Origin of the sequence: Streptomyces sp. NPDC046977, from assembly GCF_040644455.1 — a bacterium.
In the GTDB taxonomy this organism is placed as follows: Bacteria; Actinomycetota; Actinomycetes; order Streptomycetales; family Streptomycetaceae; genus Actinacidiphila.
This window is the reverse complement of record NZ_JBEYWO010000004.1, coordinates 406,648-422,239: the sequence shown is the minus strand read 5'-3', so window position 1 is coordinate 422,239 and position 15,592 is coordinate 406,648. Positions and strand designations below refer to the sequence as shown.

The following is a 15,592-nucleotide window of genomic DNA, read 5'->3' as shown; positions in this document are numbered from 1 at the left end:
GGCGGAGGGCGCGAGAACGGCTGCGCGGCGCGGGCAGAATTACCCCAGGGAGATCACATCATCCGCCCGCGCCTCCACCGAAACCCGGTGCCCCGATGGCGCTTTCAGCCTAAACCAGCACGTTCCAGCCGACACGTGCAAATCCCGGACGCGGGCACCCGGAACCCCGCCGGGAACGGACCGGGCGTCAGCGCGCCTTGTCGTACGCGGCCACGACGAACGCGATGACGTCGCGTTCCAGGGCGGCACCGCGCGGCCCGCGCCGGATCATGTCCGTCCCGTGGTAGCCGCTCTGATCGATGACGAGCCGCTTCTGCGTGGCCGCCGACGCCGCGTAGACCTCGCGCACCTGCTTCTCCACCGCGCCCAGCATGTCCCCCGGGGACACGACGAACAGCGACGGGGCGTCGATCTTCCGCGCCGCCGCCACCGCGTCCACGCCGCCGCACCGGGCGGGTGAGGACATCATCAGCAGCCCCACCACGGGCAGTTCGCCCTCGGCCCCGACGACGGCTGCCGTGCTGCCCCCGCACGACGCGCCGCCCAGGAAGACCCGCTTGGCACCGAGGCGCTTGAGCTCGGCGAGGCCCGCCCGCGCGTCGCGCTCGATGTGCTCGTTGTCCGCGACGTGCTCGGACGCCCCGTGGTTGCGGTACTCCGGGATCACCACGCGGTAGCCGCGCGCCGCGAGTTTCCTCCCGATGTCGAGGAACGAGCAGATGTTGTAGCCCTGTTCGTGATCGAGGAGCACACCGTCGGGACCGTCGCCGAGTTCAAGGGCGGACAGATGGACGCCGTCGCTCGTGGTCAGCGTCGTGGCCTTGTCACGGAGTGACTCCGGGACACAGGTGTCGACGAGGTACCCGGCCTTGGTGCGGGTGGTCCGGTCGGGCCAGCTGGGCTTGTAGGCGACGGGCGGGTGGGCACCGGGCGGGCGCAGGCTGGGCCGCTGCGAGGGCTTGCCGGCCGACGACGGGCGCACCGACGCCTTGGTGGGCTCCGGCGCGTCGGCCGCCTCGGGTGCGGAGGAGCAGGCCGACAGTCCGCCGAGGCACAGCAGGGCAACCGGGATCGCCCAGCGGGTTGTTCTCACGTTGGTCCTTGATTGTGGATGCCTGGTGGCGCCGTCGCGCCGGCACGGCGCGACGGTCCCTTCGTCCACACAGACGCGCGGCGCCCGCGGGCGTTGCGGGTGCGGTGCCGATTTTTTCCCGGGCGGGAGAGGCGAGGTCCCGGCTAGGGTTCCGCACACAGGACCGAGGGGGTGGGGCGGGATGCGCCCGGTACTGATGGTGGACGTGGACGGACCGCTGAATCCGTACGCCGCGAAGCGGCACCAACGGCCGCACGGCTACGGGACGCACCGGATGGTGACACCCCGCTGGGCGGCGGCCGAGCAGGCCCGACAGGGCGCGTGGGGGCTGACGGGCAGGCGGGTCAGGCCCCTTCGCGTGTGGCTCAATCCGGAGCACGGGCCCGCGTTGCGGGCGCTGCCCTTCGACCTGGTGTGGGCCACCCTGTGGGAGGACGAGGCCAACGACTTCATCGCCCCGGTGCTGGGGCTGCCCGCGCTGCCGTTCGTCGCGTGGGCCTCGCCCCGCGTGGAGCCCGGCGGCGGTGTGTTCTGGAAGACCCCGGACATCGTGGCGTGGGCGCAGGGCCGTGCGTTCGCGTGGGTGGACGACGAGATCACCGATGCGGATCGTGCCTGGGTGGCCGCCCACCACGACGGTCCGGCCCTGCTGCACCGCATCGACCCGCGGATCGGGCTGGCCCCCGGCGACTTCGCCGCGCTCGGGGAATGGGCCGCGGGCGTGGGCTGAGACCGCCCGGCAGCGCGGGCCGCGCCCGTGCCGGCTCCCAAAAGATGGACTTGCGGGTCCAATTTCCGCGACGCAAGGTGGACCCCGTTCCGTCCGCACTCAGAGGAGCAGCACGATCATGACCGCACGTCTGCAGCACAAGACCGCCCTGGTCACCGGGGCCACCAGCAACATCGGCCGGGCCATCGCCCTGGCCTTCGGTGCGGAGGGGGCGCACGTGGCCGTCTCGGGGCGCAGCAAGGAGCGCGGGGAAGAGGTCGTGGCGGAGATCCGTGCCCGGGGCGGGGCCGCCACGTTCGTCCCCGCGGACCTCGACGGCAGCGCCGCGGCCTCGCGGCGGCTGGCCGAGGAGGCCGGGCACGCCCTGGGCGGGCGCATCGACATCCTCGTCAACAACGCGGGCATCTACCCGAGCCCGGCGACACCCGAGACCGACGAGGAGACCTTCGACCGGGTCATCGCCGTCAACATGAAGGCGCCGTTCTTCCTCACGGCGGCGGTCGCCCCGGCCATGGCCGCCGCCGGCGGTGGCGCGATCGTCAACCTGGGTTCATGGATCGCGCGGTTGGGCCTGCCCCGCGGCGCGCTCTACAGCTCCACCAAGGGCGCGGTCGAGACGCTCACCCGCGCCTGGTCCGCCGAGTTCGGGGCGAGCGGGGTACGGGTCAACGCCATCTCCCCCGGGGTGATCCTGGCACCCGGCCACACCGCCGAAGCGCTGATGGCGGGCACTCCGGCGGGAACCGTGGGCTCCCCCGAGGACATCGCCCAGGCCGCGGTGTACCTCGCCTCCGACGAGGCGCGGTTCGTCCACGGGATCACCCTCGACGTGGACGGCGGCCGGACGACCGCGGCCGTGATCGCCGCCTGAGCCGCGGGGAGTGCCGCGCACAGCGGGGCGGGCCCGGACGCCGTCGTCCGGGACCGCTCCGCTGTGCGCGGCCGAGGACGTCAGACGGCCGGACCGGCGACGAGCTTCGGGCTCGGGCCGAACTGGTTGTCACCGGGCTGGCTGTCGCCGCAGTAGAAGACCAGCAGGACGATGCCGCCGATGCACGGGATCAGGCCGAGCAGGATCATCCAGCCGCTGCGGCCCGTGTCGTGCAGTCGGCGGACGGCCACGGCGAGCGACGGCAGGAGCACCGCGATCCCGTACAGGGCCGGCAGCAGGGAGAAGTCGATGGCGCGACCCACGAGGAGCAGCACGACGTAAATGATCACGTTGAACAGCGTGAACATCCAGTACTCGGTGCGACGAGCCCGCCCGTTGAAGTCGGCGTACTTCTTGAGCACGTCGATGTACCAGTTCATGCGATTGCCCCCAAGGCCATGTTTGAAGCTCGTCTCAAAATGATCGAGCACGCGGAAGTTATGAGCCTTGTGCTGTGCAGGTCAAGACACGTTTCGATAACCAACTGCGCGCAACGCATGAACGCCCGCCTGGTGGCTGCCACGCAGCCCGCTCACCGGCGCGCACAGCCGCGTTCGCCCGGCCGACGCCCTGCGGCAATCCCCGCGTCCCCGGCGTCCGTTTCGATGCGGACACGGCATCAGCCGGCCCTCTTGGACAACCTCAGGATTCCCCGTGCTCCGCGATCTCGCCGTCCGTTCCGTCCTCGGCGTCCTCAAGGGGGTGGGCTACGCGTACTGGTTCCTATGGCGCCGGCGCCGTTATGTCCCCTACCACGATGTGCGCAGCGCCGATTACCACGGTGTGACTCGATACGGCGGAACGTTGGAGGGTGCCGCACCGCCGCGGCCGTCCGGCCCCGGTGACGGCGATCGCCGTACGGTTCCGGGGCCGGACGAGCACACGGATCAGGCCAGCCGGGTCCGGTAGACCTGCTGGGTGACGTCCCGCTGGGTGCGGGTGGCGTCGCGGTCGGTGGTGAAGACGACCGTGCCGCCGTGCAGGGCCGGCCAGGTGTTGTTGCCGAGCGTGGTGACCCGCTCGGCAGCCGACCAGGTGCCGGCGGCGTCGACGGTGGCGGTGAGGACCTTCCAACGCCAGTCGGCGGAACGGGAGTCGTACCAGACCGCCCGCACGCGGCCGTCGGGGTCCTGGGCGAGCCGCGCCCGCTGGCTCATGGCGTTCGGGTCGAGGGCGACCTGACGGTACGGGCCCCAGGTGGCACCGCCGTCGGTGGAAGTGCTGGACCGCAGCTGGAGGTTGGCGCCGGAGCTCTGCAGGGCGCCGGACTCCCAGATCGCCACGAGCGTGCCGTGCGCGTCGACCGCGACACTGGGGTGCCGGTCCGCGCGGTCGGTGACCGCGCTCACCGTGACCGGGGTGCCCCAGGGGCGGCCCGGCGCCGTGCGAACCGCGGCCAGGATCTGCCAGTTGTCGGGGTCGGTGCCACCACTCGCCGGCTGACCGGCCGGCGGGGTGTGCCCGGTCCACAGCGGGTCCGGGTCGTAGCGGTCGTCCTGCCAGGTCACGACGGCGCGCTTGCCGTCGACGACGGTGACAGCCGGGAACAGCGAGGCGGGGTAGCGGGGTGACCGTGCGTCGGCGGGAGTGCCGGGGCTGGTGGTCTTGCCCGCCGCGGAGACGTTCACGGCGGCCTTGTCGACGCCGACGATCTGCGCGTACACGTCGAAGGCGCCGCCGCTGTTGTCGGACCAGACGACCAGCGGGTGCTTGTCCTCCACGAGGGCCAGCGCCGGCTGGATCGCCCGCCCCTTGCCCTTGCTGATCTTCTGCGGGGCCTTGAAGGACTCGCCGCCGTTGCCGCTGGTCGCCATGAGGACCACCGGCCGGTGCGGCTGCTCCTTGCCGAGTTCGTCCTGCCACACCACCCACACGTCGTCGCCGTTGGCGGCGATCCGCGGGAAGCGGGCGGTCGGCGAATCGCCGGACAGGGTACGGACCTTGCCGGGCCGACCCTTGCGGTCGAGCCGGACGTGGACGACCCGGGTCGCCTGGTCCTCGTGCACCTCCGCGACGACGTGGGTGACGTCACCGACCACCGCCACGTCGGCGAAGCCGGTGAACAGGCCCGTCTCACCGGTGACCCGGGCCGCCCGGTCGGCGGTGGTGTCCGCGGCGGGCAGCGGGATCTCCGGCGTGGGTTCGGCGGGCGCGCCGACCGACAGAAAGATCGGAGAGGTCGCGGCACGCAGCTGGTCCGGGAGGTTCGGGTCGGCCTCCGAGCCCGACGCGCTGCCGGGCGAACGGACCTCGACGCGGTACCAGGTGTGGTCGCCGCCCTTGATGTCGAGCGGCAGTTCGTAGGTCTCGTTCGCCGTGCGCGGGACGAAGGTGGCGACCGGGCCCGCGGAGCGGCCGGGCGCCGCGTACACGTGCACGGTGGTGCCCTTGCCGGACTTCACCTTCACCCGCAGGCTCGCCTTGCGGGGGAGCTTGCGGCCGGGGACCACGATCTCGTCGCCGCCGATCGCCTCGTAGACGCCGTCGCCGTCGGCGTCGGCCTCCAGCGTCACGAACGGGCCGGTGATGTTCTGCGAGACGCTGGTGCGGCCGGCCTGGAAACCGTCGAGGATGCCGCGGACCGAACGCTGCGCGGCGAAGACCCGGGTGGTGGGCTCACCGGGGCTGTCGATGTCCCACAGTTCGCGGAAGTGGCAGTCGCTGGCGGCGGCCACACCGAAGCGGAAGCCGTGGTTCCAGCGGTTCTCGGCGTACTCCATCTCCACGTCGGGGTCGCTCGCGACGTTCAGCACCTCGACCAGGTCGCTGCCCTGCACACTGGCGTTGGCGTTGACGCCGCCGGCCCGCGTGTACTCGCCGTCGTCGGGGTGCGCCTGGGACCACACGGCGTTCTGGGCGTGGACGTCCCACACCGACTGCTGGACGTGCCGGTAGGCCGCCGAACCGGGCGGGTTGGCGCCGTCGACCACCACGTCGACGTTGCCGAGCACGATGGCGTGCGGGGAGCCGTTGGCCTCCTCACCGGGCAGCAGGAGCAGCGCGGAGGACGCCCACTGCGGGTCCCACACCTGGTCGTAGGTGCGGTGGTCGGTCAGCGGCATGAAGTCCAGGCCGACCTTCTCGCCCTGCGCGATCTGGTCGCCGACCGGGAGGTTGCCCGGGAGGGTCTGCTTCGAGGCCTGGCGGGGACCGCTGCCGTCGGAGGAGTGGTCGTCGTGCACATGGGTGTCGCCGGCGAGCCACGTGCCCTTGGGGGCTTTGACCTTGGCCTTCTTGGCGGCCACGTCCTCCGGGGCGGGGCGCCCGGGACCGCCGGTGGCCGTCGCGGCGTCGGCGACGCCCGCGCCAATGGTCGCGACGGCGACGGCCGCACCTGCCGCGACGAAGAGTTTCCTTCGGGACAGGTGGCCGCCTGCCGGCTCTTTGGGAACGTCGGGTCGCATCGGGGCCTGCATCAGGACTACCGCCTTTCGTCCACTGCCCTGGGTGAGCAGTGCGGTCCCGACGCTAGAAAGATGCATGCGCAAATACATGAATTCGCCGCGAAGAGCCCCTTCCGGTCGGCGTAACACCGCGGGCCGCGGCCGGACGCCCTCCACGGGCCGCGCCCGTGCCCCGCCGGGGCCGGCGAGCGGTGAACCGGGGGTGACCTGCGGCGATTTGCTCCCATGGAGCGCTCGTACGGTCGTGGGGCACCCCGTCCCGCGCCACCACGGGGCGAGCGCGGTCCTCGGCAGTCCCGGGTCCAACGGCGCTCCGCCCTGTGGACCGCCGCGCGCTACCGGGTGCCGGTGACCCACGTCGTCCGCGTCAACCGGACGTACCGGGCCCTGCCGGAGTTCTCGGAGCTCCTGCGCGTCCCCGGCGGCGACCACCTGACGGCCCGGAGGCCCACCGCGCGCAGTGCGTGGCGTCGCGGACCCCCGCCAGGACGCACCGCCCGGGCGGGCGCGCTCACCCGGGGCTGCCGCCGGGGTCCGACGCCTGGCCGGCGAGGGCCGCGTCCAGAAGCACCTCGGCGACCGCTCGCGCCGCGGAGCCCGCGCCGGGGTCCCCGTCCATCCGGACGGAGACGGCGGAGCCGTCGTAGAGCAGTTGCAGCCGGCGCCCGAGGGCCTCCGCGTCCACGACGCCCGCCTCGCGCGCCAGCCGGGTCAGCAGACCGCGCACCCAGGCCCGGTAGTCGTTCGACGCCTGTTCCGTCCTGCTGCCGGGCTTGGCCTCCGCGCCGGCCGCGATGAACGCGCAGCCGCGGTATCCGGGGCCCGTGAACGCCTCCGCCTGGGCGTCGAAGACGCCGAGCAGCCGGTCGCGCGGGGTGTCGTGGCGGTCGACGGCGGCGAGCACGCGCCGGGCGGTGGCGGCGTGCCTGGCCTCCAGGTAGGCATGGACCAACTCGTCCTTGCTGCCGAAGGTGTTGTACAGGGACGCCTTGGCCACGCCGGCCCGTTCGATGACCCGGTCGATGCCGACGGTCTGCACTCCCTCGTCGTAGAACAGCTCATTGGCCGCCGTCAGCAGGCGCGCGCGGGCGGAGGGCCTCGCCTCGGCGTGCCCGGCGGACGATCCGGTGGCCTTGGCTGCCATCGGCACTCCCTCCGATTCCGTGTGGTCCGCGTGCTGCCTGCCCGCATTCACCCTAGTGCTGTGCGAGGCCGCCGACATGGCGCTTCTCCGTCAGCAGGCCGGCCAGCGCCAGCAGGGCGAGGACGATGACCGCGGCCCCGTACTCCCGTGCCGTGGTCAGCAGACCCCCGGCGTGGACGACGAGGTACCCGGCGACGACCGCGGGCAGGCCCATGCCCAGGTACGACACGACGTACAGCAAGGACAGCACTCCGGACCGCTCGTGCGCCGCGGTCAGCGGCATCACCGTGCGGATGCCGCCCTGGAAGCCGCTGCCGAAGCCGATGCCGGCGATGGCGGTCCCGGTGAAGAACAGGGCGGTCGAGCCCGTCCCGATCGCGAGCAGCGTCAGCGCGACGCCGGCGACGAGGGTGCCGATCCCGGTGAGCATGACCCCGCGCGGGGGTGCGGTGCGCAGCACGAGGGTCGCCGCGGCGGCCACCCCGGCCAGCACGAACAGGGCCAGGCCGCCGTAGACCGCGGACGTGGAATGGGTCATGGTCCGCACCAGGGCGGGGCCCAGGGAGCCGTAGAAGCCCGCCAGCGCCCAGACGGCTATCAGGACCGGGGCGGCGTTGAGGACCGCGCGCCGCACCGTCCGCGGCAGCTTGATGTCCGGCACCAGGGTGCCCAGCGCCCCGGGGGTGGGCTTCAGCGTCTCCTTCATCAGGAACACGCCGACGGCCTGGAGGGCGAAGACCGCGACCAGGACCAGGTAGACCAGGTGCGTGGGCGCCGGGAGGTACTGGACGAGGAACGCGGAGATCAGGGAGCCGCTGGCGGTGCCGAGACCGGGGGCGAAGGAGTTGGCCACGGTGCCCCGCCGCTTGTCCACGTCCAGCATTCCGGCACCGACGGCGCCCAGCGCGGCACCCGTGGACACGCCCTGGACCACCCGGCCGATCATCAGCTCCGGCACGCCGTGCGCGGTCGCGAACACGACCATCGCGGCCGCCTGGGCGGCGAGCGCCACCAGCAGGACCGGGCGCCGGCCGAGGTGGTCCGACAGCCGGCCCAGGGTGAGGAGCGACACGAGCACGGCGATCGCGTACACCCCGAACACCAGGGTGGTCGTGACCGGGCTGAATCCCCATTCCTGCTGGTAGACGGCGTAGAGCGGGGTCGGGGCACTGGATGCCGCCAGGAACGACACGATGATCGAGGCCAGCAGGTAGAGCGCCGCCCCCTGGGGCAGCACCCCCTTCGCGGACCGGTGCCGCCCCGCGGAGGAGACGACGGGACCGCCCGTCCCGCGGGCGTCTTCCACGAGGCCGGCCTCGGCCGTCAGTGTGGCGGCGCCGCCGTGGTCGTGTGAGGTGCGCTGCTCGGGCATGCCACCGTCCTGTGGTGAGTAGATCGGTCTCTCCGTATTGAGTAGACAGGTCTGTCCAACCACGGTGGAACGGGATTCCTTCCCGCTACACGAAAAAAGTGGAAGACGATCGTCCGGTGACCGAAGGGCCAATACCTGCTGTCCGGACGGGGAGGGCACGGCGGGCGCCTTGTCACGGCGGGCACGGTGTGCACAGTGGGAGCTGTAGGGCGTCACGGGGAGGTGGATGTGGGAGGGAAGGCGCCATGGCGAGGTACGCACACTTTCATCTGAAGCTGTCCATCTTCTGGTGCTGCGCCGCCATCGCCACCGGGGCAGTGACCTTCGGCGTACGCGGGCTTCCGGAGAATGCCGAAAGGGTCTGGCCCGAATGCCTCATCCTCGTCGGATGGTATGCACTGATCGCCCTGGGCCAGTGCACTCGCTTCAGGTTGCTGGGAAGCGAGAAGGCGGATTTCGAGCGGGCACTGCCGCTGGCGGACCCTGATGCGGTACTGCCCGCCCCGAAGAGCGTTGTCCGTCCCGCCCACGCAGCAGGCCTCGCCCTCCTCACCGCGGGGCTCGTGGCCATGAGCCTGGCGTGGACCTCCTGGACGTGCCTCATCACACTCATGCTCCTGCCGGATCCGATCGTCAGAGCGGTGCACACGACGTACTGGGAGCGGCGCCACGGCGTCTATCTCTGGCAGGGCCAAGTCAAGGAGCAGCCTCTCGGCACCGGTCAGTTCTTCTACTCGACCCCGCGGACACCGACGACCACGTGAGTCCGGGCCGCCGTAAAACCCCGGGCGAGCGCGGCGTGCCGGGTGGCAGACTCCCCGCATGATCGAACCGAAGCAGAAGTCCGACCTCCACCGCTACCTGCAATCCGCGCGCAACGCGCTCCTCTGGAAGCTCGACGGGCTCTCCGAGTACGACGTGCGCCGCCCGATGACGCCGACCGGCACAAATCTGCTGGGTCTGGTGAAGCACGCCGCCGGTGTCGAAGCGGGGTACTTCGGCGAGACCTTCGGGCGCCCCTTCGGCGAAGCGCTGCCGTGGATCGCCGAGGACGCCGAGCCCAACGCGGACCTGTGGGCGACCGCGGACGAGTCGCGCGAGCACATCGTGGACCTGTACCAGCGGGTGTGGCGGCACGCGGACGCCACGATCGCCGCGCTGGCCCTGGACGCGACGGGCCGTGTGCCCTGGTGGTCCGAGGGTCGCCAGGAAGTGACGCTGCATCAGATCCTGGTGCACGTGGCAACGGAGACCCACCGGCACGCCGGGCACGCCGACATCGTGCGTGAACTCCTCGACGGCGCTGTCGGAATGAGCGAGGGCAACGACAACCTGCCCGCGGGCGACCGGTCGTGGTGGGAGAGCCACCGGGCCCGGCTGGAGCAGGCCGCACGGGAGGCGGGCCGCCGCACGGACGCCCCGCCCTCCTGAGAAGGGCGTGGCCCCTTGTGGCCACTGTCCGGTATCGGAAACACCAACTCTTGGTCATCGGAGGATCATCCGGCTAGAACTAGTGTGCGCCCGCGCGGCGTTCACTCCGCCGGTACGGCCGGCCATCCCCCGAAGAAGGAGCTTTGGTGGCACCTGCACCTCCGCCTGCCCGCCTCCCGGTGAAGCGGCGATCCGTCGCCACGGCCGTCGCGGTCGTCGGCCTGCTCTTCCCCCTGGCCGTCGCCCAGTCGCCCGCCGTCGCGGCCCCGCCCCCGGCACCACCGGCCACCGGCACCACGCCCACCGCAGGTCAACCGCCCGTCGCGGGGCGGTACATCGTCACCCTGCGCGAGCCCGCCGCGGCGACGTACACCGGAGGCGTGGCGGGCAAGGAGCGCACCGCGCCGCGGGCGGGAGAAGGCCTGAAGGCCGACTCCGCACCGGTCCGTGCCTACCGCGACCATCTGCGGCAGGGCCAGCGGGACGCTGCCGCCTCGGTCGGCGCCCACGTCATCTCCTCGTACTCCGCCGCGCTCAACGGCTTCACGGCCGAACTGGAGCCGGAGCAGGCCGAGCGGCTGCGCACCGACCCGACGGTGGTGTCGGTGGTCAAGGACGAGCTGCGCAAGCCACTGGCCGCCACGACCTCGACGGACTACCTCGGCCTGAGCGGCGACCACGGTGTGTGGGCCGCCAACGGCGGTGTCGGGAAGGCCGGCCAGGGCATCGTGGTCGGCGTCGTCGACACGGGCATCGCCCCCGAGAACCCGTCGTTCGCCGGCGCCCCGCTCGACCGGGAGCCGGGCTCCGAGCCCTATCTCGACGGCACCACCGTTAAATACCGCAAGTCCGACGGCGGCACGTTCAGCGGCACGTGCACGCCGGGCGTGCAGTTCACCGCCGCGGACTGCTCCACCAAGCTCGTGTCCGCGCGCTACTTCGTCGACAACTTCGGCGCCGGCAACATAGGCGGCACCGCGATCGGCGAGTACCTCTCGCCGCGCGACGGCGAGGCGCACGGTTCGCACACGGCCAGTACGGCCGCCGGCGCCAACGGCGTCGAGGCGGACCTCGGCGGCGTCGCGCTCGGCAGGATCTCCGGTGTCTCCCCCGCCGCCAAGATCGCGGCCTACAAGGCCTGCTGGAGCGGTCCCGACGCCGCGAGCCCCGAGGACGACGGGTGCGCCACCGGCGACCTGCTCGCCGCGATCGACGCGGCCGTGGCCGACAACGTCGACGTGATCAACTACTCGATCGGCTCGGCGGGCGGTGCCCAGAGCACCGACTCGGTCGTCGACGAGGCGTTCCGCAACGCCGCGGCGAGCGGCATCTTCGTCGCCACGGCGGGCGGCAACGCGGGCCCCGACGCCAGTACCGTCGACAATGCGTCGCCGTGGATCACCACCGCCGCGGCGAGCACCATCCCGACCCATGAGGCCACGGCCGAGCTGGGCGACGGCGTGAACCTGCTCGGTGCCTCGGTCTCGGTGCCCGCGGGCGGCCGCGGCGTCAGCGGTCCGCTGGTGGCGGCGTCCGCCGCCGGGGCCGACGGGGCCGGCCAGCCGCAGCTCTGCGGCCCGCAGACCCTGGACCCGGCCAAGGTGACCGGCAGGATCGTGCTGTGCGAGCGGGGGACGGTCGACCGGCTGGCCAAGTCGGCCGAGGTCAAGCGCGCGGGCGGCACCGGGATGATCCTGGTGAACCCGACGCCCGACTCGGTGGACCTCGACGCGCACTCCGTGCCGACCCTCCACATCGACGCGGACGGCTACGACACCCTCGTCGCGTACGCCGCCGGCGCGAACCCGACGGTCACGCTGGTCGACGGCAACCCGCACCACCTCGCGTCGGCCGCCGCCCCGCAGATCGCCGGGTTCTCCTCGCGCGGACCGCTGACCGCCGACGGCGGCGACCTCATCAAGCCCGACCTCGCGGCCCCCGGCGTGGGCATCCTGGCCGACGGCGCGAACCCCGCGGGCGGACGTCCCGGGTTCACCTTCATGTCGGGCACCTCGATGGCGTCACCGCACGTGGCCGGTCTCGCCGCGCTGTACCTGGGAGTCCATCCGCAGGCGACTCCCGCCGAGATCAAGTCCGCGCTGATGACGACCACGTCCCCGACCGTCGGCGGCGACGGGAAGCCGTCCGCCGACGTGTTCGCGCAGGGCAACGGACAGGTCGACCCGACCCGGTACCTGAACCCCGGGCTGCTCTACCTCAACGGCCCGGCCGACTGGGCACAGTACGTCGCGGCCCTCGGCGGCGACGCCTCCGCACCCGCCCCGTCCGACCTCAACCTGGCTTCGATCGGCGTCGGTTCGCTCGCCGGACGGCAGACCGTGACGCGTACGGTGACCTCGACCGCGGCCGGGACCTTCACCGCGGACGCGGTGCGGATCCCCGGCGTGGAGACGAAGGTCGAGCCGTCGGTCCTGAGCTTCACGGCGCCGGGACAGTCCAAGAGCTTCCGGGTGACCTTCACCCGGACCACGGCCCCGCTGGACGAGTACGCGACCGGCTACCTGACCTGGCGGAACGGCGCCCAGAGCGTGCGCAGCGCCCTCGCGGTGCGCCCGGTGGCCCTGGTCGCGCCGGCGGCACTCGCGGCCACGGGCAGTACGGGACACGCCACCGCGACCCTGCGCGGCGGCGACGTCCGCGACGTGCCGGTGACGGTGACCGGCCTGGCCCGGGGCCTGCGGGTCCAGGGCTCCGGGACCGTCGGCAGCCCGGCGCAGAACCACATCGTGCAGATCCCGGCCGGGACGACGCACGCGCGGTTCGACCTCGACGCCGCCGACAACACCGCCGACCTCGACTTGTCGGTCTACCGAGTGAACGCCTACGGCGACAAGTCGCTGTTCGCCCGCGCCGCCACCGACTCCGCCGACGAGCGGATCGACCTGGACGACGTCCCCGCCGGCCTCTACCAGGTCGAGGTCGACTTCTTCGCCGGGACCGGACCCCTGGCGTTCACCGTGACCAGCTTCGCCCTGAACGACAAGGGCGCAGAGGGCACGTTCACGGCCCGGCCCGCCACGGCGCACCTGACGATCGGCGGCACGACCCCCGTCACCCTGGCCTGGAACGGCCTGCACAGCGGTGGGGTCTACCTCGGCCGCGTCGGGTACGGCGACACCGGCCGCAGCACCTACGTGACGGTCACAAGCGATCCGCGCACCGGCCCGCCGACCGGCACCCCCGGCGCCCGGCCGACGGTCACCGTCACACCCGACTACGCGGTGCCCGGCCGGCCCGTGATCGTCGTCGCGACCGGTCTGACCCCGGCCGTGGACTTCCAGATCCGCCTCAAGGGCTCGGCGAAGGTGCTCGCGAGCGGACGCACCAGCGACGAGGGCGGCGCGGCCCGCTCGGTGACCCTGCCGACCGGACTCGCCGCCGGAAAGCAGACCATGGAGGTCCGCTACGCCGGCCGGACCGCCGCCGACTCCTTCACCGTCAGCCCGCTGGTCCTGCGCGACCTCGACCACGTCGACCAACAGGCCTTCGACGGCAACCCCTTGGTCGCGCTGACGGGCGGGGTCCAGGGCAAGGGCAAGGTCAACGTCACCATCCGGAGCGTCTGGCACACCTACCTGAACCGGACCGTCCCGGTCGACTCCACCGGCTGGCCCTGGCTCAGCTGGAAGTCGGACCTGGTCGAGACCCGGGCGGAGAAGCTCACGGCGACCCTCACCGTGGTCCAGGCCGACGGCCGTGCCGGACAGCGCAAGTCGGTGACCTGGACACCGGTCGCGTCGACCCCGAGCTCGGCGTCGCTGGTCAAGGACCCGAAGGCGGCGCACGCCGCGAAGCTCAGCTACACCAACGGGACCGACCGACCCGCCTTCCCGACGCTGCGCTACAAGCTGACCGGCGGGGACGTGATCTTCACGACCCTGATGATCGACCCCGGCGTCACCTTCACCCGCTCCTACGACGTGACCGGTGTCGACCACCTCGACCTGGTGCTCGACGGGGCGGCCGTCGCGACCTACCGCAACGGGCAGCAGAGCGGGCTCAGCGGCCGGCCGGCCATGGCGGAGCCCTTCTACGCGACGTTCCACCGCGGTACCTCCCGGCGCGCGGGTGACCCCGTGTCGATGACGCTCACCAACCGGCCGGCGGCCTACAGTGCCGAGTTCATCCTCACGGCCGGTGAGGGCACCGAGGTGTACGCGGGGACGAGCTACTTCCACAACGAGAAGATCCCCACCCCCCGCAGCACGCAGGAGGGCGCACCGGTCTCCCGCACCCTCTCCGTGCCGTCCGGCCGGCCGCTGTGGGCGACGGCGGGCTTCGAGGTCCACGGCCCGATCGTCTCGTACGTCGCGGACCGGTACCTGCTGATGACGCCGATGACCGCGGACGACCTCCAACCGGTGCGCGCGTCGCACTCCGGCACGCCGTTCGTGGTCGACGTGTCGCCCCGGCAGGCGCCCGAAGGGACGACCGTGTCGGTGACGGCGGCCGGACTGGCCTCGCACGAGGCCTGGACCGTGCGCATCGGCGGCCGGGTCGCCGCGACCGGCCGGGCCGGGGCGACGGGCTTCGTCCACGCCTTCGTGCGCGTGCCGGCCGCCCACGGACGGACCACGTCGGTCCGGGTGACGGGCAGCCGGCCCGACCGGTCCGGCGAAACCGTCCTGGACACACGCGGGTAGCCGGTTCGCCGACCGCCCCGGGACCGCCGGCCGACCTCGCGTCGGCCGGCGGTTTCGTGTCGTGCGGGGTCCCCCGGTCGATCCGCACCGCCCCCGGACCCGGAACGCAGTGTCCCGTCAGGACCGGCATGGCCCGTTCGGGTGATTCGTCACGGCGCGGGCAGCCGCCCCTGCCGTCGGTGTTTGCTGACATCCCGCCGTTCGACACCGGCTTGTAACGCGGCGTTACCCGCCCGTGCCACGCGCGGGGAACGATGGGGGTGACGAGGCCGTCGCGTGACGTTTTTCCACCGAATGCGGCAAGGCCGTCATACTCGCCGGAATCGGGGGTAGACGCGCGCCGGACGGCCGGACACCGGCCCACGAACGACCGCCGCGGAGGTTCCTGATGTTCCCCCAGCCTCAAACGGGACGGCCCGCTGTGGCCATGACGTTCCACCAGATGCTGGAAAGGGTGCGGTACGACGGCGCCCACCCCACGCTGGTGCGGGCCGAGGAAGCGGTGCGCAGCGTGCTCGCCGGGCTCGGCCGGCAGGTGACCGGTGACGAACGCGTCGACCTGGCCGCCTGCCTGCCCGTCGAGGCCGCGCTCGTCCTCACCGCCGAGATCCCCGCCACGGTGCCGCTCACCGGGGACGCCTTCGTCCGCGAGCTGGCGGCCCGCACCGGCGGCACGCCCGCCACGGCGCGCTGGAACGCCTGCACTGTCCTCGCCGTTGTCGCCCGGCTGGCCGGGACCGCCCTGGTCACCCGCATCCTCGAACAGCTTCCCGAGGGCTACACCCTGCTCTTCGGCCGGACAGAACTGGCGCCCGCGGCCTGA

Annotated in this window: 11 protein-coding genes; 6 read left to right on the top strand and 5 right to left on the bottom strand. The window is 72.6% G+C overall.

Annotated elements, in window-relative coordinates; genetic code table 11:
• Nucleotides 1–187: 187 nt before the first annotated feature.
• A complete protein-coding gene (locus ABZ883_RS09185) occupies nucleotides 188–1,093 on the bottom strand; it encodes an alpha/beta hydrolase (RefSeq protein WP_360903978.1) in 906 nt (301 codons plus the stop codon).
• Nucleotides 1,094–1,274: 181 nt separating this feature from the next.
• Between ABZ883_RS09185 and ABZ883_RS09180 the strand changes: the two genes are divergently transcribed.
• Together ABZ883_RS09180 and ABZ883_RS09175 are read left to right on the top strand one after the other, a co-directional pair.
• Nucleotides 1,275–1,823 carry a hypothetical protein gene (locus tag ABZ883_RS09180; protein WP_360903975.1) on the top strand — a complete coding sequence of 183 codons (549 nt, stop codon included), beginning with the start codon at nucleotides 1,275–1,277 and terminating at the stop codon, nucleotides 1,821–1,823.
• Between the two features lie 118 nt (nucleotides 1,824–1,941).
• Nucleotides 1,942–2,694 carry an SDR family oxidoreductase gene (locus ABZ883_RS09175; protein ID WP_360903972.1) on the top strand — a complete coding sequence of 251 codons (753 nt, stop codon included), beginning with the start codon at nucleotides 1,942–1,944 and terminating at the stop codon, nucleotides 2,692–2,694.
• 80 nt (nucleotides 2,695–2,774) lie between these two features.
• On the opposite strand, the gene ABZ883_RS09170 is transcribed toward ABZ883_RS09175, so the two are convergent.
• The 4 genes from ABZ883_RS09170 to ABZ883_RS09155 form a co-directional block, all read right to left on the bottom strand.
• Complete coding sequence (locus ABZ883_RS09170; RefSeq protein WP_360903969.1) at nucleotides 2,775–3,134, bottom strand: DUF805 domain-containing protein; 360 nt, start codon at nucleotides 3,132–3,134, stop codon at nucleotides 2,775–2,777.
• Between the two features lie 507 nt (nucleotides 3,135–3,641).
• The gene (locus ABZ883_RS09165; protein ID WP_360903966.1) at nucleotides 3,642–6,158 is read right to left on the bottom strand and encodes a CehA/McbA family metallohydrolase; all 2,517 of its coding nucleotides are present in this window, start codon (nucleotides 6,156–6,158) and stop codon (nucleotides 3,642–3,644) included.
• A gap of 511 nt (nucleotides 6,159–6,669) precedes the next feature.
• On the bottom strand, nucleotides 6,670–7,302 hold the full coding sequence (locus ABZ883_RS09160; RefSeq protein ID WP_360903963.1) for a TetR/AcrR family transcriptional regulator: 633 nt from the start codon (nucleotides 7,300–7,302) through the stop codon (nucleotides 6,670–6,672).
• 52 nt (nucleotides 7,303–7,354) lie between these two features.
• Nucleotides 7,355–8,674, bottom strand: coding sequence for an MFS transporter (locus tag ABZ883_RS09155; RefSeq protein WP_360903960.1), 1,320 nt, complete (start codon nucleotides 8,672–8,674; stop codon nucleotides 7,355–7,357).
• 245 nt (nucleotides 8,675–8,919) lie between these two features.
• Between ABZ883_RS09155 and ABZ883_RS09150 the strand changes: the two genes are divergently transcribed.
• The 4 genes from ABZ883_RS09150 (at nucleotide 8,920) to ABZ883_RS09135 (ending at nucleotide 15,592) form a co-directional block, all read left to right on the top strand.
• Nucleotides 8,920–9,438 carry a hypothetical protein gene (locus tag ABZ883_RS09150; protein WP_360903957.1) on the top strand — a complete coding sequence of 173 codons (519 nt, stop codon included), beginning with the start codon at nucleotides 8,920–8,922 and terminating at the stop codon, nucleotides 9,436–9,438.
• Nucleotides 9,439–9,496: 58 nt separating this feature from the next.
• Nucleotides 9,497–10,105, top strand: coding sequence for a DinB family protein (locus tag ABZ883_RS09145; protein ID WP_360903954.1), 609 nt, complete (start codon nucleotides 9,497–9,499; stop codon nucleotides 10,103–10,105).
• Nucleotides 10,106–10,251: 146 nt separating this feature from the next.
• Nucleotides 10,252–14,769 (top strand): S8 family serine peptidase, encoded by a 4,518-nt coding sequence (locus tag ABZ883_RS09140; RefSeq protein WP_360903951.1) that lies wholly within the window; start codon nucleotides 10,252–10,254, stop codon nucleotides 14,767–14,769.
• 388 nt (nucleotides 14,770–15,157) lie between these two features.
• The gene (locus tag ABZ883_RS09135) at nucleotides 15,158–15,592 is read left to right on the top strand and encodes a DUF2267 domain-containing protein (RefSeq protein WP_360903948.1); all 435 of its coding nucleotides are present in this window, start codon (nucleotides 15,158–15,160) and stop codon (nucleotides 15,590–15,592) included.

Coding starts and splice junctions, on each gene's coding strand:
- ABZ883_RS09180 (WP_360903975.1), top strand. CDS start 1,275: ATGCGCCCGGTACTGATGGTGGACGTGGACGGACCGCTGAATCCGTAC.
- ABZ883_RS09175 (WP_360903972.1), top strand. CDS start 1,942: ATGACCGCACGTCTGCAGCACAAGACCGCCCTGGTCACCGGGGCCACC.
- ABZ883_RS09170 (WP_360903969.1), bottom strand. CDS start 3,134: ATGAACTGGTACATCGACGTGCTCAAGAAGTACGCCGACTTCAACGGG.
- ABZ883_RS09165 (WP_360903966.1), bottom strand. CDS start 6,158: ATGCGACCCGACGTTCCCAAAGAGCCGGCAGGCGGCCACCTGTCCCGA.
- ABZ883_RS09160 (WP_360903963.1), bottom strand. CDS start 7,302: ATGGCAGCCAAGGCCACCGGATCGTCCGCCGGGCACGCCGAGGCGAGG.
- ABZ883_RS09155 (WP_360903960.1), bottom strand. CDS start 8,674: ATGCCCGAGCAGCGCACCTCACACGACCACGGCGGCGCCGCCACACTG.
- ABZ883_RS09150 (WP_360903957.1), top strand. CDS start 8,920: ATGGCGAGGTACGCACACTTTCATCTGAAGCTGTCCATCTTCTGGTGC.
- ABZ883_RS09145 (WP_360903954.1), top strand. CDS start 9,497: ATGATCGAACCGAAGCAGAAGTCCGACCTCCACCGCTACCTGCAATCC.
- ABZ883_RS09135 (WP_360903948.1), top strand. CDS start 15,158: ATGTTCCCCCAGCCTCAAACGGGACGGCCCGCTGTGGCCATGACGTTC.